Consider the following 24,641-nt stretch of genomic DNA (forward strand, 5'->3'; position numbering starts at 1 on the left):
ATGGCGGATCCCAATGGCGGATTACGCGAAGACCGCAGCCGGTGTGCTCGCCGGCGTCGGCGGCGAAGAGAACGTGCAGTCGGTCGTGCACTGCGCGACCCGGCTGCGATTCGTCCTCAAGGACGAGGCGAAGGCGGATGCCGCGAAAATCAAGGCCGTGCCCGGGGTCATCACGACCGCGCAGGCCGGCGGCCAGTATCAGGTCGTCGTCGGCAATGACGTGCCCGAGGTGTACGCCGAGCTCGGCAAGATCTCGAAGCTCGGCGGATCCGGCGCCGCGAGCCCTGCCGAGGACGGCCCGAAGGGCAACCTCTTCAACCGCTTCATCACGATGATCGCGGCGATCTTCACCCCGCTGCTGTGGGCCCTCGCCGGCACCGGGCTGCTGAAGGCGTTCCTCGCCGCTGCGGCGACATTCGGGTGGATCGACACGGTCTCCAGCACGTACGTCGTTCTCTACGCGCTCTCGGATGCCTTCATCAACTTCCTGCCGCTCGCTCTCGCGATCACGGCCGCACGATACTTCAAAGCGGCGGAGTTCACCTCGCTCGCGATCGCCGGCGCGCTCGTCTATCCGACGATCACGCAGCTCGTGGGCGCTCCGGACCTGACCTTCTTCGGCATCCCGTTCACGATGGTCACCTACGTGTCCAGCGTCATCCCCATCATCATCATCGTGTGGCTCCAGAGTCATGCCGAGAAGTTCCTGTACGCGAAGCTCCCCGGCGCGATCCGTCGCTTCGTGACCCCGATGATCGTCGTGCTGATCGCCGTGCCTCTCGTGTTCGTCGTCATCGGGCCCATCTCGGCCATCCTGAGCGGCTGGATCGGAACCGGCATCGGCTGGGTCTTCGCGACCGTGCCGTGGCTCGGCGGCGCCCTGATGGGTGGTCTCTGGCAGGTGTTCGTCATCTTCGGCCTGCACTGGGGCCTCGTGCCGCTGTTCACGCTCGAGTACCAGACCAGCGGTCAGATCATGCTCCTCGCCCCGGTGTTCGCCGCCGTGCTCGCGCAGGCCGCCGCCGTCGCCGGCGTCTGGGTGCGCACGCGAAACCGGAACCTCAAGTCGCTGGCCGCGCCCGCGACCCTCTCGGGCTTCCTCGCCGGCATCACCGAGCCCGCGATCTACGGCGTGAACCTTCCCCTCAAGCGCCCCTTCGCGTTCGGAATCGCCGGCGGTGTGGTCGGCGGCGCGCTCATCGCGGCAGGTGGCGTCTTCGCCACGAGCTTCGTCGTGCCCTCGGGCCTCGCCCTCCCGGCGCTCTTCGGCAACGGCAGCATGATCATGCTCGTCATCGGTCTCGCCGCGGCGATCATCATCCCGTTCCTGCTGGTGGTGCTCGTCGGCTTCAAGGATCCGGCCGAGGACGCCGTCATCGCCGCCGAGGGCACCGACCTCGCGGTCAACAGCCCGCTCGACGGCACGGTCGTGCCGCTGTCGGAGACTCCGGATGCCGTGTTCGCCGGCGGCGGTCTCGGCGAGGGCGTCGCGATCGTCCCCCGCTCGGGCGCCGTCTACGCCCCCTTCGACGCGACGGTCGCGGCGGCCTTCCCCACCGGTCACGCCGTGGGCCTGCGTCACGCAGACGGCGCCGAGCTGCTCATCCACATCGGCATCGACACCGTCAAACTCGGCGGCAAGCACTTCGATCTGAAGGTGACGACGGGCCAGGTGGTCAAGGCGGGCGACCTGCTCGTCGAGTTCGACCTCGCGGCGATCGCCGCGGCCGGGTACGACCTCACGACGCCGATCGTCGTGACGAACTCGGACCTGTACCCCGAGGTCGGAGGCGCTGCATCCGGCCCCATCGCGCACGGCGAGCCGCTGTTCTTCGCCCGCGCCGTGGAATCGGCGATCGCCGCAAAGTGAGACGTCCGGGTGGGTCGTGTCCCCCACCGCCCCACCCGGCATCCTGAACGAAGGAGAAACCCCATGACCGAAACGACAGTGTTCCCCGAGGGCTTCCTCTGGGGCGGCGCGACCGCCGCCAACCAGGTCGAAGGCGCGTACGACGTCGGCGGCAAGGGCCTGTCGGTGCAGGATGTCCTGCCCCACGGCGGCATCGGATCGCCCCGCAGCGAAGGCCCCACCCCCGACAACCTCAAGCTCGAGGCGATCGACTTCTACCACCGGTACGCCGACGACATCGCGCTGTTCGCGCGGATGGGCTTCAAGACCTACCGCTTCTCGATCGCGTGGAGCCGCATCTTCCCGAAGGGCGACGAGGCCGAGCCCAACGAGGAGGGGCTCGCGTTCTACGACCGTGTGCTCGACGAGCTCGAGAAGCACGGCATCGAGCCGCTCGTCACGATCTCGCACTACGAGACCCCGCTTCACCTCGCCGAGACGTACGACGGCTGGGTGAGCCGCGATCTCATCGGGTTCTACGAGAACTACGCCCGCACCCTCTTCGAGCGCTACGGCGCCCGCGTGAAGTACTGGCTGACGTTCAACGAGATCAACTCGCTGCTGCACGCCCCGTTCATGAGCGGCGGCATCAGCACCCCGAAGGAGCAGCTCGGCGAGCAGGCGCTGTACCAGGCGATGCACCACGAGCTCGTGGCATCCGCCCGCGCCACGCGCATCGCCCGCGAGGTCGCTCCGAACGCGCAGATCGGCTGCATGGTGCTCTCGATGCCGGTCTACCCGCTCAGCCCCGACCCGGCCGACGTGCTCCAGGTCATGAAGAGCGATCACGCGAACCTCGTCTACGGCGACGTCCACACCCGTGGCGTCTACCCGGGCTACTTCCTGCGCACCCTGCACGAGAAGGGCATCGCCCTCGACATCACCGACCAGGACCGCGACGACCTGACGAACACCGTCGACTTCGTCTCCTTCAGCTACTACATGAGCATCGCCGAGACCGCCGGCCCCGCGAAGAAGGTCTCCGGCGCGGGCAACATCATGGGCGGCGTGCCGAACCCCACGCTCGAGGCGAGCGAGTGGGGCTGGCAGATCGACCCGGTCGGCCTGCGCATCGTGCTGAACCAGTTCTGGGACCGCTGGCAGAAGCCCCTGTTCATCGTCGAGAACGGCCTGGGCGCGAAGGACCAGCTGGTCGAGGTCGACGGCGTGAAGACCGTCGTCGACGACTACCGAATCGCGTACCTCAACGACCATCTGGTGCAGGTCGGCGAGGCGATCACCGACGGCGTCGATGTGCTCGGCTACACGTCGTGGGGCTGCATCGACCTCGTCAGCGCCTCGACGGCGCAGTTGAGCAAGCGGTACGGCTTCATCTACGTCGACCGCAACGACGACGGCAGCGGTTCACTCGCGCGTCACCCGAAGAAGTCGTTCCACTGGTACGCAGAGGTCATCCGCACCAACGGTGCGAGTCTGACCTCCTGAGCATCGCCGACAGGACTCCGGGATGCCGCGGCATCCCGGAGTCCCCTTCTTGGAGCCTCCCGTGACTCACCCCCGCATCGTCTTCCTCGACGTCGACGGCACCCTGATCGACCACTCCCAGCGACTCGCCCCCGCCGTCGTCCAGGCCGTCCGCGGCGCGCGGGCATCCGGTCACCTCGTCTACCTCTCGACGGGGCGCTCCCGGGTCGAGATCCCCGACTTCGTCACCGAGATCGGCTTCGACGGCGTGATCTCGGCCGGTGGCGGGTTCATCGAACACGGAGACGACCTGCTCGCCGCCCACACGATGCCGGAACCGGTCGTGCGCGACCTCGTCGGATTCTTCGAGCGCCACGACATCGAGTACACGCTGCAGGCGTACGAGTCGGCCCACCCGAGCAAAGGACTGCTCACGCGGATGCAGCCGCTCTTCACCGAGCTCGGCTTCGACTCTGCTCGCGGGGAGCGCCTCGTCGAGACGATGACCTACCGCGGTCCGGCACCGACGAGCGGGATCGCGAAGGCCACGTTCTTCGGCACCGATCCGCGCACGTTCAGTGTCGTGCGCGACGGGCTCGGCGACCGCTTCCACGTCATCACCGGCACCATCCCGTACCTCGGCGAAGCGGGCGGCGAAGTGAGCCTCGGCGGCATTCACAAGGGTGCGGCGATCACACAGCTCGTCCGCGCCCTGGGCCTGGACATCGCCGACTCGATCGCGATCGGCGACAGCACGAACGATCTGGAGATGCTCGAAGCCGCCGGCGTCGGCATCGCGATGGGCAATGCGGATGCCGCGGTGAAGGCCATCGCCGACGAGATCACCACCGCAGTCGACGACGACGGCGTCGCGCGGGCGTTCGCGCGGCACGGACTCGTCTGACGCCGGCGGACCGCGCCGGCGCGCCCCGCACGCGGGCGGGCTCCTCGCGGCGCCGGTGTCGCCCCCGCGGCTAGGCTCGCTCTGTGGTGCCTCCCGAGAATCTTCTGGCGTTCACGCTCGCCGCCCTCGTGCTGATCGTGATCCCCGGGCCGAGCGTGCTGTTCACGATCGGCCGAGCACTCGCGCTGGGTCGCATCGGCGGCCTTCTCAGCGTGCTCGGCAACGCGCTGGGCCTGCTTCCCGTCATCGCCCTCGTCGCGCTCGGCGTCGGCGGGATCGTCGCGCAGTCGATCGTGCTTTTCACGATCCTCAAGGTCGCCGGCGCCGTCTACCTCATGTATCTCGGCGTCCAGGCGATCCGCCATCGTGGTCGCGCAGCTGCCGAGGCGAACGGTGGAGTGCTCCCCCGGTCGGCGTGGCGCCAGCTGGGCGAGGGTTTCGTCGTCGGGGTGACCAACCCCAAGACGATCGCGTTCTTCGTTGCGGTGCTGCCCCAGTTCGTCGATCTGTCGGCGGGATCGGTGCCGCTGCAGATGGTGCAGCTCGGACTCGTCTTCTTCGTGATCGCCCTCATCTCGGACGGCATCTGGGCGCTCGTCGCCGCAGCCGCGCGGTCGTGGTTCGGCCGCTCCCCGAAGCGCATCGCGACGCTCTCGGCCACCGGCGGCGGACTCATGATCGGGCTGGGCGGCATCCTGCTGTTCACCGGGAACAGGCACTGACCATGACGACACGAACGCCCCCCTCGACACGCACGGGCAAGGCCGCCCCGTCATCCGGGAACCGTCGCCGCATCATCTTCCTCGATGTGGACGGCACCATCCTCGAGCACGGCCAGCACATCGCCCCACGGACCGGTGACGCGATCCGTGCGGCGCGCGCCGCCGGCCATCTCGTCTACCTCAGCACCGGGCGCGCGGCGTCCGACATCCACCCCCTGGTCGCCGAGATCGGGTTCGACGGCGCGATCACCAACAGCGGAGCCCTCGTCACCGACGGCGACGCCGTGATCGTGGACCGCCCGCTCTCACCGGCGGCGACGGAGCGCCTGCTCACCGTGCTGCGCGGCCGCGGCATCCCGTTCTTCCTGCAGACGCACGAGGGCGTGTTCGCGAGCGACGACATGAGCGAGCTCATGCGGGTCTACGCGCAGGCACTGCGCGAACGCGACGCGGCCGCGGGCGACGTCCGCCCCGAAGACTCGCTCGCGGGACTCGCGAACCGCGCGTTCCCGCCGGTCGAAGAAGCCGACCTCGCACACGTCGCGAAAGCGGTGTTCGTGGCGGATCGGCCCGACGGGGTCGAGGTGCTGCGCACCGACCTCGGAGACGGATTCCTCGTCGTGCCCGGAAGCATGCCACTGCCGGGCGGCTCGAACGGCGAGATCAACGAGCAGGGCACCACCAAGGGCTCGGCGATCGAGCTGCTGCTCGATCACCTCGGCCTCGACGCCGCCGATGCCATCGCGGTCGGCGACAGCTGGAACGACGTCGAGATGTTCCAGGTGTGCGGAGTGAGCGTCGCCATGGGCAACGCCCAGCCCGAGCTCAAGACCCTCGCCGACTTCGTCACGACCGACGTGCTCGACGACGGGATCTGGAACGCATTCGAGCGGCTCGGCCTGCACTGACCACGGCACGGACCAGCCGTTCAGGCTGCGGGCTGCTCGGCACCCAGGTTCACGAGGTTGCCGGCCGGATCGCGCGCGGTCAATTCAAGAAGATGTCGGGGAAGAGCGCCTCGTCGGGTGTTCCGGGGACAGCCGCGTAGCCAGAGAAGTCCGTGATGCCCGCAGCTTCCAGCACATCCTCGACGATGAGCGTCTGCCCGGTGTACTCGCGTGCCGGCTTCGTGAAGACCTCGTATGCGGCATCCGCATAGATCTCCGGCGTGCGGCTGACCTTCATCATCGTGTCGCCACCGAGCGCGAAGCGCACGGCCGCCGTCGCGATCGTGGTGCGCGGCCAGAGCGTGTTGGCGGCGATCCCGGCCTTCGCGAACTCGGCGGCCAGCCCCAGCGTCGTCATCGTCATGCCGTACTTCGCGAGTGTGTATCCGGTGTGCGCGCCGAGCCACTTCGGCGCGAGATTCAGCGGCGGCGAGAGCGACAGGATGTGCGGGTTCGCGGCATCCTTCAGAATCGGCACCGCCGCGCGGCTCAGCATGAAAGTGCCGCGAACGTTGACGTCCTGCATGAGGTCGTACTTCTTCGCGTCGAGGTCGAGGGAGCGCGACAGGTCGATGACCGACGCGTTGTTGACGACGATGTCGATACCGCCGAACTCGCCCTCGGTCTTGAGCACCGCCTCGGTCACGTCGTCGTCGTTGCGCACGTCGCCGACGATCGGCAGCGCCTGACCGCCCGCCGCACGGATCTGCTCCGCCGCCGAGTGCACCGTCCCCTCGAGCTTCGGGTGCGGGGTGTCGGTCTTGGCGAGCAGCGCGATGTTGGCACCGTCGCGGGCGGCCCGCAGCGCGATCGCGAGGCCGATGCCGCGGCTGCCGCCCGACATCAGGATGGTCTTTCCGGCGAGCGGCTTGTCGCTCATCTTGTTCTCTCCTTGTGAGGGTTGTTCACTTCATGTCCTCTCACCGAGTTCACACGCTGTGAACGCGAATGTGGTGCGGTTTCGGCGAGCGCACATGCAGTGGACGGCGGGTGTCGACGCGTTCGATGCGAGGTGGGAGGGCGGAGCAGCGGGACCGCGGGTCAGGAACGGGACTTGGAGGCCGCGGCGAACGCCGCGACGCGTGCCTGGGATTCGGGCGTGTCGAAGGCGGCGCCGATCGAGCGCGCCTCTTCGGCCAGCTGCTCGACGAACGTGCGATCGGGCTGCGACCGGATCAGGCGCTTGGCCTGCCCGTAGGCGCCGTACGCGTTCGCCAGCCAGAACCGCGCGATCTCGTCTGCCCGGGCCTTCACTCCCTGGGCGATGGACGCGGGATCGTCGCCGGGCACGACTTCGGCGACGAGGCCCCACGCGAGCGCCTCGTCGGCGGCGAGCATTCGATCCTGCAGCACGAGCTGGAGCGCCCGGCGCTGCCCGATCGCGTGGGCGAGCTGGGCCGAGACCGACAGGTCGGGGGTGAGGCCGATGTTGGCGTAGAGGCTGCCGATGCGCGAGTTCGCACCGACGACGGCGTAGTCGCTCGTCATGAGGATGCCGAGTCCGCCGCCCGCGGTCGTGCCGTGTGCGGCGGCGACGACCGGGATCACCGACTCGGTGAGCGCCCGGATGCCGACATTGATGACTCCGGCGAGCTCGCGGATATCTGCGCCCGACCCCATCTTCTGCGCCATCTCGCGCACATCGCCGCCGGCGCAGAATGCGCGACCCGCGGCATCCAGCACGATCGCTCCGACATCGTCGTGCGACGTCGCCTCGACGGTCACGCGGGCCCACTCGTGCGCGAGCGCGGCGTCGAAGGCGTTCAGGCTCTCCGGCCGGTTCAGCGTGATGCGCGCCAGCCCGTCGTCGACGCTGAACAGGATCGGATCAGTCATGCTGCTGCTCCTTCGCTCGGTGCTGCGCGGTTCATCTGGGCGCCATCCGGATCGCCCCGTCGAGACGGATCGTCTCGCCGTTGAGATAGCCGTTCTCGACGATCGACATCACGAGCCGGGCGTACTCGTCAGGCCGGCCGAGGCGCTGCGGGTACGGCACCTGCTGGCCGAGAGAGTCCTGTGCCGCCTGCGGCAGGCCCTTCAGCATGGGGGTCTCCATGATGCCGGGGGCGATGGTGAGTACCCGGATGCCGTAGCGCGCGAGCTCGCGCGCGATGGGCAGGGTCATCGCGTGAACTCCGCCCTTGCTCGCGGCATAGGCGGGCTGGCCGATCTGTCCGTCGAACGCTGCGACGCTCGCCGTGCTGACGATGACCCCCCGAGCCCCGTCGTCGGTGGGCTCGGTCTTCGCCATCGCGGCCGATGCCTGCGCGATGACGTTGTACGTGCCGATGAGGTTGACTCGGATGATCCGTTCGAAGTCGCCCAGCGGTGTCGGCGCGCCGTCGCGATCGAGCACCTTGGCGGGCGGTGCGATCCCGGCGCAGTTCACCACGACCCGCAGTGGCCCGGATGCCGCGGCCACCGCGACCGCGTCGGCCACCGGTGCCGGATCGGTGACGTCGGCCGGCGCGAACGAACCCCCGAGTTCGGCGGCGATCTCGGCGCCGGCGGAGGAAGGCAGGTCGACGATCGTGACCACTGCTCCGGCCGCGGCGAGGCGGCGGGCGGTGGCGAAACCGAGTCCGCTCGCGCCCCCGGTGACGAGGGCGGATGCACCCGTGAGGTCCATGCGTTCTCCTTCGAACTGATATCGCGTCCCACAATACGTGGTACTGCGTGCCACGTCGCGCACGGTGGCTCTGTGCGTGCGGGACAGTCGCGCCGTGGACCCCACGCTACTCACCGGCTCAGCCGCCGGCATCCTCCCGTTGACACACCCGCTGGCGCACGTGCGGAGGGCAGGATGGGATGAGGTCATGGAACTGCGCCTCAAGCGTGTCTACGGCGAGCCCGATCCGAGCGACGGATTCCGGGTGCTGGTCGACCGTCTCTGGCCCCGCGGGGTGTCGAAGGAGCGCGCCGCGCTGGACCTCTGGGCCAAGGAGGTCGCGCCGTCGGCAGAGCTGCGCAAGGCCTTCCACCAGGGCGGAATGGCGTGGGACGCCTTCGCCGACGCCTATCGCGCGGAACTCGCGGGTGCGACGCGGTCCGCCGTCGAACGCCTGCGCACCGAGTTGTCGCCCCACGCCGTCGTGACGCTCCTGCACGCCGTGCGCGACGACATCCAGAACCACGCCAAGATCCTCTGTGAGGTGCTGGAGAGTCCTCCACAACCCCTGGGCGGGCAGTGATGCCCGCCCAGCGAAGCTGCTCTCAGTTGATCGCCTCCCACGGCCCCGTCGCGACCCCGGGCGTATCGCTGCGCGTCCACCACTTCGCTCGATACGTCAACCCGTCGTGCGTGACGAGATCGCCGAAGTCGTAGATCGTCGTCGTCGTCCACGCTGCTGGTGAACCGGCGGATGGCACGATCTCCGCCCACGCGCCACCTTCCTGCCCCGGCTGCTGATTGCGGTTCCACCACAGCGCGCGGTACCGCACGCCGGCGTAGACGGCCTCTTCGCCGGTCAGGAAGATCCGCGACGGAGACCACACCGAGTCACCCTCTTGAGACTCGATGATGTGCTGCCAGGCGCCGTTCGGGTCCTCACCGGGTGTTGCGCCCTGAGTCCACCAGGCGGCGACGTAGTGATCGTCGTCGTACACGACCTCGTCGCCCGCGTCGTAGATGGCGCCCGCATCCCACGTCGGCGCTTCGTTCGGGGAATCGCCCTCTGCGACGACGGCGGAGGTGTTCCCATCCCCGTCCACAGTTCGCACGCTGTACTCATCGCCCGCACTCGCGTCCGGATCGAAGAAGTACTCGCCGACGCTGACTTTCGAGACGGGTGAGCCGTTCCTGAAGATCTCGTAGTAGGAGATCCAACGATCGTCGGAACCGGCAGCCCATGTCACATCGACACCGTCCTCACCCAAGTGGGTCGCGACGGTCGACTGGACGAGAGAAGGCGAGGTGGGCGCGGTCGCGTCCGTGCCGGCGCCCGGGCGATCCTCGAGATTGAAGTAGACCACTTCTCCCTCCATGTACGCGGCCATCGTGATCCCCGCGGCCATCCAGTCAGCACCGGTCTTGGTCGCAGTCGGTACCGATCCCTCTTGGGAAGCCACCGTGTAAGTCCGGTCAGCCTCGAGTCCCTTGGGGAAGAGTGTGACCGTGCTGCCGACACCGAAGGCCGACTTCGGGAAGGTGATGTAGCCGCGCTCTCCGTCGCCGCTCATCTTCTGGATGATGCCCTCGGCGCTGCCCGTCTGCACGGTGGGTCGGTAGATCTTGACCCAGCGCCCCATGACCTCCTGGGAAGCGAGATATCGATAGAGCTCGGCGTCGATTCGAAGCGGCTCCAGGGCCTCCGGGCCGGCGTTGGTGTCACCTGCGATAGTGAGGTGGAAGCTGAGCAGATGCCGGTTGCTCTTGTCATAGGCGCCGATGTTCCCACGCCCATAGGACATGATCAGCTTCTCAGCCGGGTAAAGCAGCGAAGTCCAGTAGCCCTCTTCCTTTCCGCCCACTCCGTCGCGCAGCAGTGCCAGGTCGGAGAGCGACACGGTATAGAGATTCATCAACCCGCCCCCGTCACTGCACAACTGGAGCCCCGCCGCAGGGTTGTTCTTCACAAAGTCCTCGAGAATCTGCACGGTGGCGTTCGCCTTTTCGAGGTTCCCGCTGTCTGCGCCGAAGTCCGTTTTCAGCATGAACGGCCCGAAGTCGTTCTGCTTCTGCTGCAGCACCTCATCGATATGAGTGACGACGTCCGGGTTCGTCGTGTCCAAACCTGCCTTCCGGTTCGTGAGGTTCACCATCCAGTCCGGATGCTGCTGCGCCAGCTGGGACGATCCTTCTGCACCCCAGGGGACGAGCCAGTACCCGACTTGCAGGCCCGACTGGGCAGCGAAGTCGCGGTACTCGGTGAGCGGCTCATCCTCCTTCGCATTCCAGTCGCCCATCGCGTCCTGCCATCCGTCGTCCATCCACACCATGTCGCCGCCGATGTACGCGAGCTGTCGAGTCTTGTTGAGAATGGTGGTGGGGTCGCTGCCATAGCCGCCATAGCGGATGAGAGGCACATACTCCTCGGACGTGTCGTCCCACAGGTACCGGTACGTGAAGTCCAGGACAGCGTTTCCCATGTCGTCCAGATCTCCCCGGAAGAAGCCGATCCGCCCGGTGGGTCCGGAAATGGTCGCTCCGGAGGCCAGTGCCGTTGCCAAGGTCGCTCTGGGCTCGACGAGCAGCTTGCCGTAGTTGTCCCCGACCGTCGTGCTCCAGTTGCCGGTGAAGTCCCACGTCGCGATCAACCCGTCGTTCGTCTGGCGATTGCGCAGGGCGAGGAAGGGCTGGTATCCGTTCGCGCCGCTCCCACCGAAGGTCCGAACACCGGAGGTCATCGCATATGGCCCCTGGAGTGTCTGCAGCTTCATCCCGGAGGTCGCCTTGTCGCCGCTCATGTTGTAAAGATCGACGTTGGATGCTTCGCTTCCAAGGACGCGCATGGAGATCGCAGAGTAGTCCGTCAGCGTCTTCGCCTCAGACGTCTTGTTGGTGACGTCGGTGCGCTCCTCGATGAACGAGGTCTCCGGATACACCCAGTAGTGGCGGGTGATCCCGAGATCGTCCGTACTGAGCTGGACGATCAGATGGATTGATCCGTTGGGCTGCACTTCGCTCGATTGACCGTCGAGGTTCCAGCCGCCGGTAGAGCCGCGAAAGTCGGTGGCGCCATCGACACGGACGCGGAACTCCGATGTCGCGCCACTCTGCTGGTACTCGTGACCGGTGGAGAGATCAACGAGTGATGTCTGACGATAGTTACCACCAGAGAGCTGAACGACGCGCTTCACCTTGCTCGTGATCATCGTCCAGGTCGAGGTGGTGGCGTCGTACGTGACCGAAGCGTCCCCGGAAGTCGTCGCGCCTGCGGCGTAGGCCGGTGCGACGCCGGTGAGGACGCCCGCGGCCAAGGCGAGTACAACGACGAGGCCGATTCCGGCGCGTCGGGATATTTCTCTGTCCATGATCTGTGCTTTCTCTTCGTTGAGCAGATGGATCGCGTGGGCGGTGGGTGCGTCAGGCGGCGTCGGTGTTCACGACCTTGTCGTGCTCGATCTGGCTGGCTCTGATCTCGTCAGGCCACGACAGCGGCACACCTCTGCGAGTCAGGATCGCTTGGACGTCGTCCAGGTGCCTCGCCCGAACACCCTCGGAACTCTCGCCGGTGGACAGCACAGTGGAGGCCAGTGCCCCCGCCGCTTCACCGATCGCCCATTCCACTGGATGGAGGCGATAGGCGCCATTCGTGATGTGAGTGGTTCCGATGTTCTTGTTTGCGGGTATCAAGTTGTCGGCATCCCGCGGGATCAGTGCGCCGAGCGGGATCTGGAAGGGGTAGCAGCCGATGTCGACGTAGGTTCTGCCGGATGTCGACGGATGCAGATCGATCCGGTAGGAACCGATACCAACCGTGTCGTCGAACAGCTCGGGCGGACGTGATCCGCGCATCTCGCGACCGATGTGAGCCTCCGTGACGGTGAATATCGCTCGGCTCCGTCGCGACTCGCGAATGTAGGCCTCGAGCGCGAAGCCGTCCTCGCTGCCAACAACATCCGGGCGCAACCGAAGGCCCGGGTATCCGGTGCCGCCATCCGGCCGAGGCGCGTCGGTCTGCATCCAGTACAGGAACGCGGTGGACAGGTCGCGGGCACCACGCAGCGCAGCCGACCGGTCCTGGTCCCCGATCCCCGGCCCGACAAGGGGACGTTCCCAATAGTCGATCTGCGGCCAGTTGACCAACGTCACGTCGCGGATCGAGCGGTCGAAGTTGCGGCTGCCGAGCACCCGTCGAAAATGCCAGAAGTCGTCGCCCTCGACCGCATCCGCCGAGGCTGGGGAGCCCGAGAAGATCTGGTGGTGTCTCTCCTCGAGGGTGTATGGAACCACATCGATCCACGACAGCTGCGGCCCGGGCCACCTCGGGTCATGCGTGTCTCGCCAGTGCGAGTAGGACGCCGGCCTGTCGATCGTGTGATCTTCGCCGGGGCGGTGCTCTACCGCAAAACACCAGGAGACTGCTTGTTGGTCCAACGGGTCGCCGTACTCCGGGGCGTGCAGTTCGCCCGTCTCGGAACGCGCTTCGGAGCCCGTGACGAAGTCGAATGCGCCGAGTGCGAGCAGATCACCGAGTTCGGTGGCATCGATAACGACACTGCCCTCGAGGGTCTGTTGCGCCCCGGTGAGGTCATTCTGGACGGTGACGGCAAGGATCCGCCGCCCGTCGCGATGCACGGCGGTCGGCGTGCGATGGCGCAGCACCGTCAGCCGTCCTGTCGCCAGATATGGCGACAGCACCGTTTCCAGTGCGAGCGCACCGACGCGCGGCTCATGGGTGACCCGCGACACGCTGCCCAGTCCGGGGTTCAGGTGCTCTTGCCGCCGAGCGAAGGCGGACAAAGGGTACTGGGCGCTGTAGATCCCGCGGATCGTCTCACGCAGCGATGCGTACGTTGACGACGACATCGTCTCGACCCAGGCGCTTTCGTCTGGGGGCACCGCCTGGGAGGTCAATTGCCCGCCCAACCAGGGACCTTGCGTGGTGATGATTACGGTTCGGCCGAGCGAAATCGCGGTGATCGCTGCTGCGACCCCGCCGAGACCGCCGCCGACGATGAGGATCTCGGCGCGCGCATCGAGTGAAGTCATAGGTGTATCGAGGTCTTTCGTAGTGGGATTTCAGCCCTTGACGCTGCCGTCGGAGAGCCCGGAGATGAAGTGGCGTTGGTTGAACAGGAAGACCAGCAGCACAGGGATGGTCGCGATGACGGCGCCGGCCATCATCGGGCCGTACTGGATGTTGCCCGAACCCAGGAACCGCGTCAGCGCGAGCTGCACAGTCTCGTGCGCAGGCGTGGAGACGATCACGAGCGGCCAGAGGAAGTCGTCCCACACGGCCGTGAAGGAGAAGATGGCGATCACCGCGACGAGCGGGCGGGCGATGGGCAGGTAGATCGTCCAGAACACGCGGAACTCGCCGGCACCGTCGATTCGCGCTGCCTCTGCCAGGTCAGGGCTCGAGGACGAGAAGTACTGCCGGGCGATGAAGATGTTCAACGGGAGAACGATGAACGGCAGGACGATGCCGGCCAGCGAGTCCAGCAAGCCTGTCCCGCCCTGCCCGAGGATGTCGTTGCCGCCGACGAGCGGAATGCCCTTCGCGATGAGAAACAACGGGATCAGCGTGACGGAGACAGGGACTGCTGCCGTCGCGATGAGCGTGTAGAAGAGCGCCGTGCTGCCCCGGAAGGGGAGCATTGCGAACCCATACCCGGCTGCGACCGCGATGCCGCAGTTGGTGATGACGGCGATCGCGCCGACGGCGAGGGAATTGGCCAGCGCCGGAAGCAGATCGGCTTCCACGATGGCGCGGGCGAAATTGTCCCACGTCGGGTCGCTGGGGATCAGCGACATGTCGCCGAATGCCTGCTCCTGCGGTGTGAACGCGATGCTGACCATCCACAGGAACGGCAGCAGCACCAGGAGAGAGGAGACAAACAGCACCAGAAAGGAGCCGGGGCGGAACCGCCGTCGCCAACGGAGAAAACTCCGCGAGGGGAATGCGACCGATGTCATGCAGACCTCCGGGTGATGCTCCGGATCCACACCAGCGACACTCCCGCGATCAGAGCGAAGAGCACGAAGGCCATCGCCGAGGCGGAGCCCATCGAGTTGTATTGGAACGCCTCGGTGTAGATGAGGTAGTTGGTCACGGTTGTGCTGCCGAGTGGCCCGCCGCGAGTGAGAATGAAGATCTCAGCGAACGACTGGGCGAGATAGATCACGTCCATCGCGACGACGTAGACGAGCATCGGACGCAGTCCGGGCAGCGTGACGTAGCGGAACCTCGCCCACGCGCCGGCTCCATCCATTCGTGCCGCCTCGTACAGGTCACCGGGAATGGTCTGCAACCCGGCCAGGAGGAGCACCATGTTGCTGCCCAGGGCCTTCCAGATTCGCATGACAGCCACCGCGGGCAACGCGGCATTCTCGTCGAGCAGCCACGTCTGCGGATCGAGTCCGATGGTCTCGAGAAGTCCGTTGATGGCGCCGTTGCTCGAATAGATCCACAGCCAGATCATGCTCACTGCGGTGAGCGAGACGATGTGTGGCACATAGAGGGCTGAGCGGAAGATGCCGACACCCTTGAACGGCCGATTGACCATCATCGCCAGGGCGAGCGCCAGGATCAGCAGCGCCGGGAGGACGAGCAGGACGTACTGGCCGGTGACGAGGAGCGAGCGGAGGAATCTCGGATCCGCCAGGACGTCCGCGAAGTTCTCGAACCCGACGAACTCGGGCCCGCTGCGCGAGAGCGGACTGTAGTCGGTGAAGCTGAGGACAAGTCCGTAGACGACGGGAATCAGCTGAAAGCCGACGATATAGACCGTGGCCGGCAAGACGAAGAGCAACCCGGCGACGGCCAGTCGCCTTCTTCCCCTATGCGCGGGTCGTTTCGTGTTGATGGGGGCGGCTGGGGAGCTCGCTGCGAACTCCCCGGCCGCCGTCATGTTCACTGTCATGTGTGCGGTGCGTCAGCCTACGAGCGCGCTGACCTCGTCAGACGCACGCTTGAGCGCGTCCTCAGGAGTCGCCTGGCCGGCCAGCGCCTGCTCGAGGTAGCTGTCGAGGATGTCCCGGATCTGTGTCCACTGCGGCACGTTGGGGTTGGGAACGAAGTACGGCATCTGGTTGATGAATACGCCGAGGGCAGGGCTGTCCTTGACGTAGTCACTGTCGACGGCCGAGGCGCGGATCGGAATGGTTCCCGTTCCTTCCGCATAGTCGGTGCTGATGTCGGGTGAGGACATGAAGGTGATGAACTCCCAAGCGGCGTCCTTCGCTTCGCTGTCGGCGTTGATGAACAGTCCGGCGCCCGCGCCACCGAACGTTGCGGGCTCGGTGAACTGCAGAGCCGGAAGGACCCCGACCTTCAGATCGGGGTCTGCGATGGTGATCTGCGATACCGCCTGCGAGGTCAGGAGAGTCATGGCCGCACTTCCTGTCACGAGCGGCTGTTGTGCGGCGGCGCTGTTGACATAGTCTTCGCCGAGGTTGGTGGCTACCGCGTCGTCACCGTTGTAGAGGTCTGCGAAGTAGGTGAGTGCCTGCACGCCCTCACTGCTGTCGAACTCGGGTTCCGATCCGTCATCGTTCATGAGCTGTCCGCCTGCTCCGGAGATCAGTCCGTTGAAGGTGATCGTCCGCTGCTGCGCGGCGGTGCCGAGTAGCAGGCCGGCGCGGGTGATCCGGTCTCCGTCGCGCTCGGTGAGCAGCTCGGCCGCATCCTTCAGGTCACCCCACGTCGTGATACTCGATGGGTCGATTCCCGCAGCGTCGAGCAGGTCCTCGCGGTAGGCGACCAACCACCCGCTCACCGACAGGGGGATGAGATACTGCTTCCCGTCGACCTGCCCGCCGGTGAGCGCGGAGGCGAGGTCATCCTGGTCGTCCTCCGGCCACGAGGCGACATCATCGTCGAGGTCCAGAACACGATCGTTGGCGACCAGGTCGGCCGCCGCCGCGGGGCCGTGGCCGAACACGTCAGGACCAGTACCCGCGGCGAACGCCGCGTTCAGCTTCGGTGACAGATCACCCCAGTCCACGAAGGTGACCTCGACGTCGATCCCGGTTTCGCTCTCGAATTCGGGAACGAGTGTGTTGGTCACAAGGTCGATCTCGGGCTGGCTGGAACCAGGGAACCAGACCGTCAGTGTTTCGGTCGAGTCGGTTTCCTCCGACGTTGACTGTGCAGAGCAGCCGGTGATGGCGAGTATGCCCGCAAGGCCGACGGCGAACGGCGCCGAGCGACGCGCGATGGTGGACATCTTCATTGATTGCTCTCCTTCGTTGGAAAATGAACTTGCTGGTACGTATGAGCACATGCGCATAGCGAGCATGCTTCGACCCTCAATCAATTGATTGGTGGTGCGATCGTTTCGTTTCCGGGCGTCGAGACCGGGAGGGTGACGGGCTGCGGCCGTATGGATTCGTCCATGCAGCGTTGAAGGAGCTGAAGCGCCGCAGCCCCCATCTCCCGCTTGGGTAGGGCCATGCTGCTCCACCCCGAGGCGGCACCGGAGCGGCTGGGGGTATCGAGTACGACACACGAAAGATCCGCCGGTATCGACAGCCCCCGGTCGTCAGCACAAGTGGCGACGGCATCTGCGAGTTCGAGCGTCTCCACCATCAGTGCAGTCGGCTCCGCAGTGAGCATGTCATCCCATTCATTGTCGATCCGAGAAGGGACCAATGTGACGACTCGAGCGTCCAGACTTCGCGACGACATCTCATCGCGATAGGCGCGGAGGCGCTCGTTGTGCGGGTCGTCGCGCTCCACGGTTCCGACGTAGTTGATTCGACGGTGGCCCATGGCCTGTAGCGCGTCGATCGTGGCCGCCACCCCGCCGGCATAGTCGGCCGTGACATGGGTGAGTTCGTCGCTGCCGACCGTGCGCCGTCCGATGAAGACGAAGGGGTATCCGTCGCGGGCGAGTTGCGCGAGCTCATCGTCGTCCTGCGCGAGGCCCATGAAGATCGAGCCATCTGCGAGACGAAGTCGGTTCATCCCCTCGGTGAACACCGCACGACTGCCGTCGTCTCGCAGCGTCGAGGAGAAGAGCACCAGGTCGACTCCGTGCGTGACAGCGGCTTCTTCGATTCCGACGAGGAACTCGTGATAGTAGTCGTCTTCGCGTACGGGGAATACCCGCTCATAGGTGTGCACGCCGATGAGGCCGTTGCGAGTCCCTTTCAGCAGTCGCGCGGCCACATTCGGGACATAGCCGACCTCGCGTATGACCTGCTCGATGCGGATCCGCGTCTCCGCCGGAATACGGTTCGCCTCCGCGCGACCGCTCACGACCAAGGAGACCGCCGACTGCGACACGTTCGCCAGCTCTGCGATCGTTCGCTGGCTCGCCTTCGGTGTGCGCGACATCTGTGCCTCTCCTCATCGAGGTTGCTAATTCGTACCAGCAACGTAGCATCGCTTTCCCGCGCAGGTCAAGAATCGGTGCAAGGCGAGGCCTCTGAACGCGACAGATCCCACAGATCGTGCGGCAAGTCACCGCACCGATCCCCCGCCCGCCGGCCGACATCGCCGTGGCGTCCATGTCGACGACGTGGAACGATGGCGAGGGATGAGAAGACGCCCTCATCGACACGCACGGAGTCGAGTCCGACCGCGAGCGCATCGCCTACTACCGGGAGCTGTGGAACGCGACATGACCCACATCACAGGCACCGTGACGAAGATCGACGGCGAGCCGAATCTCGTGATCCTGCGCCGCTTCGCCGCGACCGCCGCCGACGTCTGGCGCGAGCTCACCGACTCAGCGCGCCTGGAGCGCTGGATCGGCCGGTGGGAGGGCGACCCGACCTCGGGTCGCGTGACGTTCTTCATGACGTCCGAGGGGCAGGATGCTCCGCCCGCCGACTTCACGATCGTCGAGTGTGATGCACCCCGCCGATACGCCGGCCATCTTCCGCCCGCGTCGGGCGGTTGGCACCTCTGGGTCGAACTCGTCGAAGAAGCGCCGGCCGACACGGTGCTGACGTTCGGGCAGCGCCTCGCTCCCGGCGAGGATATCGGATCGATCGGGCCGGGCTGGGAGTATTATCTGGACCGCCTCGTGGCATCGCACGCCGGGGTGGATGCGGCGACGGTCGTCTGGGACGACTACTTCCCTGCACTGCAGCCCGCCTATGAGGAGCTCGTCGCCGCCGACTGAGGCGCCGCCCGTTGCCGCCTCCCTGCACCGTGGCGTCGACGATTCAGGAGACACGCCAACCGGCTGACCGGCCCCGTCCGCTTTCCCCCTCGCCGTCCTGAATTCTCGACGGCGAGGGCCGGTGAGCGGCTCAGGACCAGACGAAGCGGAACGTCCCGGCGGCGACGGCCGCGGTAAGTGCGAGCGCGATGATCACGACTCCACCGAGAAGCGCGACCAGGTCGCGCGGACCCACGTGCGAGGGGCGTGCCCACGTGCGGGGAATGCCCGAACCGAATCCGCGGGCCTCCATCGCCATGGCGAGCTTCGTGCCGCGGCGCACCGCGAATACCAGCAGCACGAATGCCATGGAGAAGAAGCGGCGCAGTGCACCGCTGTCGCCGACGCCGCGCGCGCGCCGGGCGAGACCCATGCTGCGCCAGTCGTCCAGGAAGAGTCCCAGCGTGCGCGTTCCGGCGAGCACGCCCAGAACGAATCGCGCGGGCAGCTTCGCGACCTGCGCGAGAGCGTCGGCGAGCTCGGTGGGGTCGGTGCGCCCGAACAGCAGGATCGTCGGCAGCCCCAGTGCGACCACGCGCAGGCTGACCGCGATCGCGAGGGCGATCGAGTCGTCGCTGATCGTCGCGTACCACAACGACCAGTAGACCTGTCCGCCGGGCTGCGCGTAGAGGAGCATGCTCACCCCGGCGATGGGTGCGAAGACGACGATCGGAAGCAGACGCTTGGCGACCGTCGCCACCGCGAGCCCGGTGAGCGAAAGGCAGGCCAGCTGCAGCACGATCGCCGCAGCCGCACTGGTGACATCGATCGAGGCGAGGAGGGGCACCGAAAGCAGCACGGCGAGCACGAGCTTCGTCACCGGGTTGACCCCGTCCAGCCACGCGGGGCGCACGTCGGCGGGGTTGTCGACGGGGGCGATCCGGGCGTCGACGGCGGTCATGCGCGCACTCCCGCGTTCTCCGGGACGCCCGCTCCGAGCTCGATGCGATGCCCGCCGAGGTGGTGGAGCACATCCTCGTCGTGGGTGACCGCGACGACGGTCGTGCCGGCTGCGATCTCGGACTGCAGCAGCCGCACGAGCTCGATCCAGCCGCGCCGATCCTGTCCGAACGTCGGCTCGTCGAGCACGATCACCGGCGGCGCGTCGGCCAGCACCGTCGCCACCGACAGCCGGCGCTTCTGCCCGCCCGAGAGCGTGAAGGGGTTCGCCTCGGCGAGGGGCGCCAGATGCAGACGTTCGAGCAGCTCGTCGACGATCAGGGTGACCGCGGCGGCATCCACTCCGCGCGAGCGCGGTCCGATCGCCAGCTCGTCGCGGACGGTCGAGGCGAGGAACTGATGCTCGGGCTCCTGGAAGACGGTCCCGATGCGGGTGAGCAGCTCGCGCGACTTCCACCGCGACGGGCGACGGCCGGACTTCGCCGCGAGCTCGGCAGCGGCGACGACCTCGCCGGCGGCCTCGGGCAGAAGTCCCGCGAGCGTGAGCGCCAGTGTCGACTTTCCTGCCCCGTTCGGGCCCGTGATCACGGTGGCGGCCCCACGGGGGATGCGCAGGTCCAGCCCGGTGCGCACGACGGTGCGCGCGTCGCGCGAGATCGAGAGACCGGATGCCGCCAATGCAGGCTGCGCGAACTCCGAGGCGCCGGCGACCACCGGAAGCCCGACGGGCCTGCCCGGCACCCACACTCCGGCGGCGGCGAGTTGCGCGCCATGGCGGGCGAAGACCTCATCGGGAGCACCGTCGGCGAGCAGCCCGCCATCCGCGTCGAGCACGATGACCCGGCTCATCAGGTCGGCCCACACCGCGGTGCGGTGCTCGATCACGACGAGCGTGGCGCCGGTCTCGGCGACGATACGGCCGACGCTCGCGCGCACTTCGCGCACGCCGTCGGGGTCGAGGTTGGCGGTCGGTTCGTCCAGCAGCAGCACGCCGGGTCGCATCGCGAGCACACCGGCCAGCGCGAGCCGCTGCTTCTGGCCGCCCGACAGCGCCTTGGTCGGACGGGCGAGCGGCACGTCCAGTCCGACGGCGTCGAGCGCCTCGGCCACGCGGCGGGGAATCTCGTCGACCGGAACCCCGAGGTTCTCGCAGCCGAACGCGACATCGTCGCCGACCTTCGAGAGCACGACCCCCGAGTCCGGGTCCTGCAGCACGAGGCCGACCCGCCCGCGGTGGGCCTCGGGCCGCTCACCGTCGATCAGGAGGGACCCGGCCTGCTCACCTTCGTCGGCGCCGCCGAGCAGACCTGCGATTCCGGCGAGCAGCGTCGACTTTCCGGCGCCGGAGGCTCCGAGCAGCAGTACGCGCTCGCCGGGCTCGATGGTGAACGTCACGTCGCGCACCGCCGGCAGGCGCCGTCCGGCGTAGCGCCAGCCCCAGCCATCGACGCTCACACGCGCAGGACGGACCGCCGGGCGGCCCCCGGAGCCGGCGATCGGCGCCGCGCTCCGCGGGGGTCTGGATGAGGCGCTCCCGGCCACGGGAGGGGGCACGCGGAGCATCGTCAGACCTCGCGTCGGACTTCCCGGCCTGCCGCGAATCGACTCAGTGCCCCGGTGGCGGCAAGTCCTCGCACGGCGAACCAGCCGACCACACCGGCGAGCAGCGCACCCGAGACGACGAGGGTGCCGAGGTAGATCGCGTTGAACTGGGCGGTCTTCAGGATGTTGGGCGAGCTGCCGTAGAAGAGCTCGAACACCCAGGCGCCGGCGGCGGCGCCGATGCCGGCGAGGATCGCGACAGGCAGCGTGAAGCGACGGTAGAGGAAGAGCGCGAAGACGAGTTCGGCGCCCAGGCCCTGGACGATGCCCGAGAACAGGGTCGAGACGCCCCACACGTTGCCGATCAGCATCGACACGATGGCGGCGATCACCTCGACGAGCAGCGCGGCGCCGGGCTTGCGGATGACGAGGCCGCCGACGACGCCGCCGAGCAGCCAGATGCCCACGGCGATGCCGCCGAGGCCCGGGGTGAAGCCATCCATGACCGTGAACCAGGCGTACCCGACGGTGTTCCAGGCCCAGAAGACCAGGCCGATCGCGACACCGAGGACACTGGCCACGACGATGTCGATGACCCGCCAGCGCAGTCGGTGCTCCGAGGGCGACGTGATCGGTGCGGCCTTCGGTGCAGACGTGGACGCGTGCATATGAACTCCTCCCTGCGCCGGCATGATCCGGATCAGGTTCGACGGTCGAAGCGTGGATCGCTTCCTCTCAGCCCGGCTTACCGGACTCCCGTGGTTATGCGGATGAGTATACCGCCGCACAGCCGCGGTATCTTGAGCGGGTGACTCTGGATGACGCCGCCGCGCCCACGCGCCGTGAGCCTCATGCGCCCATCGGGTCGCTCCCCGTGGTCGAGCAGTACGACCCGGACGCGAGCAACATCCAGACGATCGATCCGACAGCGGTGACGGATGCCTCGCACCCGGGCACCGACACCGCACCCGTCGAGGTCGCCGCAGCCGTTTCGACCGACACCGCCCCTGTCGATGTCGACACCCCCGTTTCGACCCTCGCCGCCGCGTCGTTCGTCGACGTCGAGTCGGATGCCGTGCTGGTCACGACCGTTGCCGCCGGGACCTCTTCGACCGGGTTCGGCAGCGGGCCGTCCGGCTCCGGCAACAGCCCGACGCCTTCTGGACGCACCGCTCTCGCGTGGGTGGACGAGAGCACCGTCGGGCAGACCCACGTCCCCGTCGATCTGACGGTCGCCGCGACGGCGTTCGTGCCGGTCGAGACTGATCTGCTCGCCGATGCTCCTCGCCGCACTCCGCTGCGTGCCAGTGTCATCGTGCCCACTCTCATCGCCGTCGGGGTCGTCGGCGCGTATGCGGGCACGACGCTCCTGTGGCCGCTGCACTCGGTCGCACCCACCGTCTCTGCGATCGAGGTGCAGCCCGCTGCCGCACCGGTGACGACACCCGCATTTCCGCCCGCAGGGTCCGCGGCCGTGGCTGTTCAGGGGATGCCGGGGGTCGCGGCATCCGCTGTCGAACCCGAGGCGATCGCGAGCATCACCAAGGTCGTCACCGCGCTCGTCGTGCTCGACGAGATGCCGCTGGCCGTCGGCGAACAGGGTCCCGAGTACCGGTTCACCGCCGCGGACCGGACGCGGTACTGGCAGTACCGCAACAACGGCGAATCCGCACTCGACGTGCCCGCCGGCGGCTCGCTCACCCAGTATCAGATGCTCGAGGGCATGCTCATCGGCTCGGCGAACAACTACGCGGATCGTCTCGCCCAGACCATCTGGCCGACGGACGCGGTCTTCGAGCGTGCCGCGACCGAGTGGCTGTCGACGCACGGCGTGCCCGGTGTGACGATCGTCGAGCCCACCGGGATGGATGCCCGCAACGCGGCGAGTCCCGAGGCACTGATCGTGCTCGCGCAGAAGGCGCTCGCGAACCCCGTGATCGCCCAGATCGTCGCCACGCAGTCGGTCGACCTGCCCGGCGCGGGGCTGGTCGATAACACCAACGGACTGCTCGCCGATCCCGGTGTGGTCGGAATCAAGACCGGCACCCTCAACGCGTGGAACCTGCTGTCGGCGAAAGACATCACCGTCGGCGACACGACCGTGCGGCTGTTCGCGTCGGTGCTCGGCCAGCCCGACGACGACGCCCGGCTCGCGGCATCCCGTGCTCTCTACACGCAGCTCGAGACCGAGCTGCAGCTGAAGCCGTCGGTGACCGGCGGAACAGTCGCCGGCCGGGTCGAGACGAAGTGGGGCGAGAGCGTCGACATCGTCATCGGCGAAGATGCCTCCGTCGTGCTGTGGAACGGCGGCTCGGGCACGGTCGGTACGACCTACGACCTCGGCGACAGCCGCGAAGAGGGCGACAGCGTCGGCTCGCTCACGGTGACCGGCCCGCTCGACACGGCGACGGTCGATCTGCGCCTGGCCGCTGATGTCGACGACCCCTCGCCGTGGTGGCGTCTGACGCATCCGCTCGACCTCTTCGGCCTCAACGACTGACACCCGCTCCTCGGCAGAGGATGCTCGTCCGGCTAGGCGTAGCGGACGGTGTGCTGCAGGCGCGTGCGCACGTCGAACACCTCGTTGCCGCCGACGTCGGCGGCACCGGTGATGCCACGTCGCAGCACCGTCGAGAGCGCGCTGCGCGAGACCACCGCGACCCGCACTCCCCGGACCTTTCCGAGCTCTTCGATCGGATCGATCACGTCTTCGTCGGGCAGCACCACGATCGCGCCGCTGAAGCGCACGCCCGCGACGCGGGCGACGACCCGCATCCGTGCGAGCAGTTCCGTGATCGGCGCACCGGGAACGCCCTCGCCGATGAACTCGCCGCGGCGCAGGCGCACCGGGGCGCCGAAGTCCTCCGAGAGGAGGCCGTACAGTCCGCTCGGGCCGAGAACGATGTGGTCGATCTTGGCGTCGGGATCGGCATCCCGACCCACCGCCGCGACGTCGTGCCAGACCGTGTATCCCATGCCGAGATCCGACACGATGCGCGCGGTCGCCTCTTCGGCGAGTGCGTCGGCGAGCAGGCGCCGCAGGTGCTGCGGGGCGCCGCGCACGAGCGCGGGGTCGTACGGGTCCTCGAGCGTGACGCCGCGTCCGGCCCACTCGCGGATCAGGTCGAGATACCGCTCGCGGCGCCAGCCTCCGGGATGCCCGTACGAGCGCGCCCGGGGACGGGTGTCGGTGCGTGCCGCGGGCGGCCGCCATCCGGACCACTCGGGTGCCGCAGTCTCGCCGAATCCATGGCCCCGGTCGTAGGCGGCTCGCGCTTCGGGCGTGCCGATGAGCTCCCATGCCCGCTGCACCTGGATGAACACGGCCGCGTCGCCGCCGGTATCGGGGTGGGTCTGGCGGAGGCGCAGACGGTAGGCCTTGCGGAGCGACTCGTTGTCGACGCCCGGGTCGACGACGAGCACCTCATAGGCCGAAGCGGACAGTGGACTGTCGAACACTCACCCTCCCCCGAGACCGTCGGACCGCGTCTCGCGGCCGAATCAGGCTACGCCAC

21 protein-coding genes and 1 riboswitch are annotated in these 24,641 nt (G+C 67.6%); of the genes, 8 read left to right on the forward strand and 13 right to left on the reverse strand.

The window, feature by feature from the left end:
• The first annotated feature begins 13 nt into the window (after positions 1-13).
• The 5 genes from KEC57_RS05915 (at position 14) to KEC57_RS05935 (ending at position 5,868) form a co-directional block, all read left to right on the forward strand.
• Positions 14-1,870 (forward strand): beta-glucoside-specific PTS transporter subunit IIABC, encoded by a 1,857-nt coding sequence (locus KEC57_RS05915; protein WP_229383588.1) that lies wholly within the window; start codon positions 14-16, stop codon positions 1,868-1,870.
• Positions 1,871-1,933: 63 nt separating this feature from the next.
• A complete protein-coding gene (locus tag KEC57_RS05920; protein ID WP_229383589.1) occupies positions 1,934-3,355 on the forward strand; it encodes a glycoside hydrolase family 1 protein in 1,422 nt (473 codons plus the stop codon).
• Positions 3,356-3,416: 61 nt separating this feature from the next.
• Positions 3,417-4,238, forward strand: a complete 822-nt coding sequence (locus KEC57_RS05925; RefSeq protein ID WP_229383590.1) for a Cof-type HAD-IIB family hydrolase — start codon at positions 3,417-3,419, stop codon at positions 4,236-4,238.
• Positions 4,239-4,321: 83 nt separating this feature from the next.
• Positions 4,322-4,960, forward strand: a complete 639-nt coding sequence (locus tag KEC57_RS05930) for a LysE family translocator (protein WP_229383591.1) — start codon at positions 4,322-4,324, stop codon at positions 4,958-4,960.
• A 2-nt stretch (positions 4,961-4,962) separates the two neighbouring features.
• On the forward strand, positions 4,963-5,868 hold the full coding sequence (locus KEC57_RS05935; RefSeq protein WP_229383592.1) for a Cof-type HAD-IIB family hydrolase: 906 nt from the start codon (positions 4,963-4,965) through the stop codon (positions 5,866-5,868).
• A 79-nt stretch (positions 5,869-5,947) separates the two neighbouring features.
• On the opposite strand, the gene KEC57_RS05940 is transcribed toward KEC57_RS05935, so the two are convergent.
• From KEC57_RS05940 to KEC57_RS05950, 3 genes are all read right to left on the reverse strand, one after another.
• Positions 5,948-6,787 carry an SDR family oxidoreductase gene (locus KEC57_RS05940; protein WP_229383593.1) on the reverse strand — a complete coding sequence of 280 codons (840 nt, stop codon included), beginning with the start codon at positions 6,785-6,787 and terminating at the stop codon, positions 5,948-5,950.
• A 161-nt stretch (positions 6,788-6,948) separates the two neighbouring features.
• Entirely contained in the window at positions 6,949-7,743 is a 795-nt protein-coding gene (locus KEC57_RS05945; RefSeq protein WP_229383594.1) for an enoyl-CoA hydratase/isomerase family protein, read from the reverse strand.
• A gap of 31 nt (positions 7,744-7,774) precedes the next feature.
• The gene (locus tag KEC57_RS05950; protein WP_229383595.1) at positions 7,775-8,536 is read right to left on the reverse strand and encodes an SDR family NAD(P)-dependent oxidoreductase; all 762 of its coding nucleotides are present in this window, start codon (positions 8,534-8,536) and stop codon (positions 7,775-7,777) included.
• 94 nt (positions 8,537-8,630) lie between these two features.
• Between KEC57_RS05950 and KEC57_RS05955 the strand changes: the two genes are divergently transcribed.
• Positions 8,631-9,098, forward strand: coding sequence for a DUF488 domain-containing protein (locus KEC57_RS05955; protein WP_308187575.1), 468 nt, complete (start codon positions 8,631-8,633; stop codon positions 9,096-9,098).
• A gap of 22 nt (positions 9,099-9,120) precedes the next feature.
• Here KEC57_RS05955 and KEC57_RS05960 read toward each other — a convergent pair whose 3' ends face one another.
• From KEC57_RS05960 to KEC57_RS05985, 6 genes are all read right to left on the reverse strand, one after another.
• Complete coding sequence (locus KEC57_RS05960; RefSeq protein ID WP_229383596.1) at positions 9,121-11,880, reverse strand: carbohydrate-binding protein; 2,760 nt, start codon at positions 11,878-11,880, stop codon at positions 9,121-9,123.
• Positions 11,881-11,932: 52 nt separating this feature from the next.
• Entirely contained in the window at positions 11,933-13,561 is a 1,629-nt protein-coding gene (locus KEC57_RS05965; RefSeq protein WP_229383597.1) for an FAD-dependent oxidoreductase, read from the reverse strand.
• Positions 13,562-13,591: 30 nt separating this feature from the next.
• On the reverse strand, positions 13,592-14,416 hold the full coding sequence (locus KEC57_RS05970) for a carbohydrate ABC transporter permease (RefSeq protein ID WP_229383598.1): 825 nt from the start codon (positions 14,414-14,416) through the stop codon (positions 13,592-13,594).
• Between the two features lie 68 nt (positions 14,417-14,484).
• Positions 14,485-15,324, reverse strand: a complete 840-nt coding sequence (locus tag KEC57_RS05975; protein WP_229383599.1) for a carbohydrate ABC transporter permease — start codon at positions 15,322-15,324, stop codon at positions 14,485-14,487.
• Positions 15,325-15,447: 123 nt separating this feature from the next.
• Entirely contained in the window at positions 15,448-16,746 is a 1,299-nt protein-coding gene (locus KEC57_RS05980) for an ABC transporter substrate-binding protein (RefSeq protein WP_229383600.1), read from the reverse strand.
• An 80-nt stretch (positions 16,747-16,826) separates the two neighbouring features.
• The gene (locus tag KEC57_RS05985) at positions 16,827-17,852 is read right to left on the reverse strand and encodes a LacI family DNA-binding transcriptional regulator (RefSeq protein WP_229383601.1); all 1,026 of its coding nucleotides are present in this window, start codon (positions 17,850-17,852) and stop codon (positions 16,827-16,829) included.
• 286 nt (positions 17,853-18,138) lie between these two features.
• Here KEC57_RS05985 and KEC57_RS05990 point away from each other — a divergent pair, with 286 nt between their 5' ends.
• Positions 18,139-18,645 carry an SRPBCC domain-containing protein gene (locus tag KEC57_RS05990; protein ID WP_229383602.1) on the forward strand — a complete coding sequence of 169 codons (507 nt, stop codon included), beginning with the start codon at positions 18,139-18,141 and terminating at the stop codon, positions 18,643-18,645.
• Between the two features lie 130 nt (positions 18,646-18,775).
• Here the strand turns inward: KEC57_RS05990 and KEC57_RS05995 are convergent, their stop codons facing one another.
• The 3 genes from KEC57_RS05995 to KEC57_RS06005 all read right to left on the reverse strand — a co-directional run bounded on the left by KEC57_RS05995 (position 18,776) and on the right by KEC57_RS06005 (position 21,794).
• On the reverse strand, positions 18,776-19,585 hold the full coding sequence (locus KEC57_RS05995) for an energy-coupling factor transporter transmembrane component T family protein (RefSeq protein ID WP_229383603.1): 810 nt from the start codon (positions 19,583-19,585) through the stop codon (positions 18,776-18,778).
• Positions 19,582-21,147 carry an ABC transporter ATP-binding protein gene (locus tag KEC57_RS06000; RefSeq protein ID WP_372456946.1) on the reverse strand — a complete coding sequence of 522 codons (1,566 nt, stop codon included), beginning with the start codon at positions 21,145-21,147 and terminating at the stop codon, positions 19,582-19,584. The genes KEC57_RS05995 and KEC57_RS06000 overlap by 4 nt, the downstream gene beginning before the upstream one ends.
• Before the next feature lie 2 nt (positions 21,148-21,149).
• Complete coding sequence (locus KEC57_RS06005) at positions 21,150-21,794, reverse strand: ECF transporter S component (RefSeq protein ID WP_229383605.1); 645 nt, start codon at positions 21,792-21,794, stop codon at positions 21,150-21,152.
• Positions 21,785-21,896: riboswitch (TPP riboswitch) on the reverse strand. (Overlaps the previous gene by 10 nt.)
• Before the next feature lie 38 nt (positions 21,897-21,934).
• On the opposite strand from KEC57_RS06005, the gene KEC57_RS06010 reads away from it, so the two are divergent.
• Positions 21,935-23,626 (forward strand): D-alanyl-D-alanine carboxypeptidase family protein, encoded by a 1,692-nt coding sequence (locus KEC57_RS06010; protein WP_229383606.1) that lies wholly within the window; start codon positions 21,935-21,937, stop codon positions 23,624-23,626.
• Positions 23,627-23,658: 32 nt separating this feature from the next.
• Here KEC57_RS06010 and KEC57_RS06015 read toward each other — a convergent pair whose 3' ends face one another.
• Entirely contained in the window at positions 23,659-24,585 is a 927-nt protein-coding gene (locus tag KEC57_RS06015) for a J domain-containing protein (RefSeq protein ID WP_229383607.1), read from the reverse strand.
• Positions 24,586-24,641: the final 56 nt, after the last annotated feature.

The organism is Microbacterium allomyrinae (assembly GCF_020682705.1).
GTDB classification, from domain to species: Bacteria; Actinomycetota; Actinomycetes; order Actinomycetales; family Microbacteriaceae; genus Microbacterium; species Microbacterium allomyrinae.

Excerpts from the sequence above, each read along its gene's own strand:
- KEC57_RS05915 (WP_229383588.1), top strand. The coding sequence starts at position 14 with ATGGCGGATTACGCGAAGACCGCAGCCGGTGTGCTCGCCGGCGTCGGC.
- KEC57_RS05920 (WP_229383589.1), top strand. The coding sequence starts at position 1,934 with ATGACCGAAACGACAGTGTTCCCCGAGGGCTTCCTCTGGGGCGGCGCG.
- KEC57_RS05935 (WP_229383592.1), top strand. The coding sequence starts at position 4,963 with ATGACGACACGAACGCCCCCCTCGACACGCACGGGCAAGGCCGCCCCG.
- KEC57_RS05940 (WP_229383593.1), bottom strand. The coding sequence starts at position 6,787 with ATGAGCGACAAGCCGCTCGCCGGAAAGACCATCCTGATGTCGGGCGGC.
- KEC57_RS05945 (WP_229383594.1), bottom strand. The coding sequence starts at position 7,743 with ATGACTGATCCGATCCTGTTCAGCGTCGACGACGGGCTGGCGCGCATC.
- KEC57_RS05950 (WP_229383595.1), bottom strand. The coding sequence starts at position 8,536 with ATGGACCTCACGGGTGCATCCGCCCTCGTCACCGGGGGCGCGAGCGGA.
- KEC57_RS05960 (WP_229383596.1), bottom strand. The coding sequence starts at position 11,880 with ATGGACAGAGAAATATCCCGACGCGCCGGAATCGGCCTCGTCGTTGTA.
- KEC57_RS05965 (WP_229383597.1), bottom strand. The coding sequence starts at position 13,561 with ATGACTTCACTCGATGCGCGCGCCGAGATCCTCATCGTCGGCGGCGGT.
- KEC57_RS05980 (WP_229383600.1), bottom strand. The coding sequence starts at position 16,746 with ATGAAGATGTCCACCATCGCGCGTCGCTCGGCGCCGTTCGCCGTCGGC.
- KEC57_RS05985 (WP_229383601.1), bottom strand. The coding sequence starts at position 17,852 with ATGTCGCGCACACCGAAGGCGAGCCAGCGAACGATCGCAGAGCTGGCG.
- KEC57_RS05990 (WP_229383602.1), top strand. The coding sequence starts at position 18,139 with ATGACCCACATCACAGGCACCGTGACGAAGATCGACGGCGAGCCGAAT.
- KEC57_RS05995 (WP_229383603.1), bottom strand. The coding sequence starts at position 19,585 with ATGACCGCCGTCGACGCCCGGATCGCCCCCGTCGACAACCCCGCCGAC.
- KEC57_RS06000 (WP_372456946.1), bottom strand. The coding sequence starts at position 21,147 with ATGCTCCGCGTGCCCCCTCCCGTGGCCGGGAGCGCCTCATCCAGACCC.
- KEC57_RS06005 (WP_229383605.1), bottom strand. The coding sequence starts at position 21,794 with ATGCACGCGTCCACGTCTGCACCGAAGGCCGCACCGATCACGTCGCCC.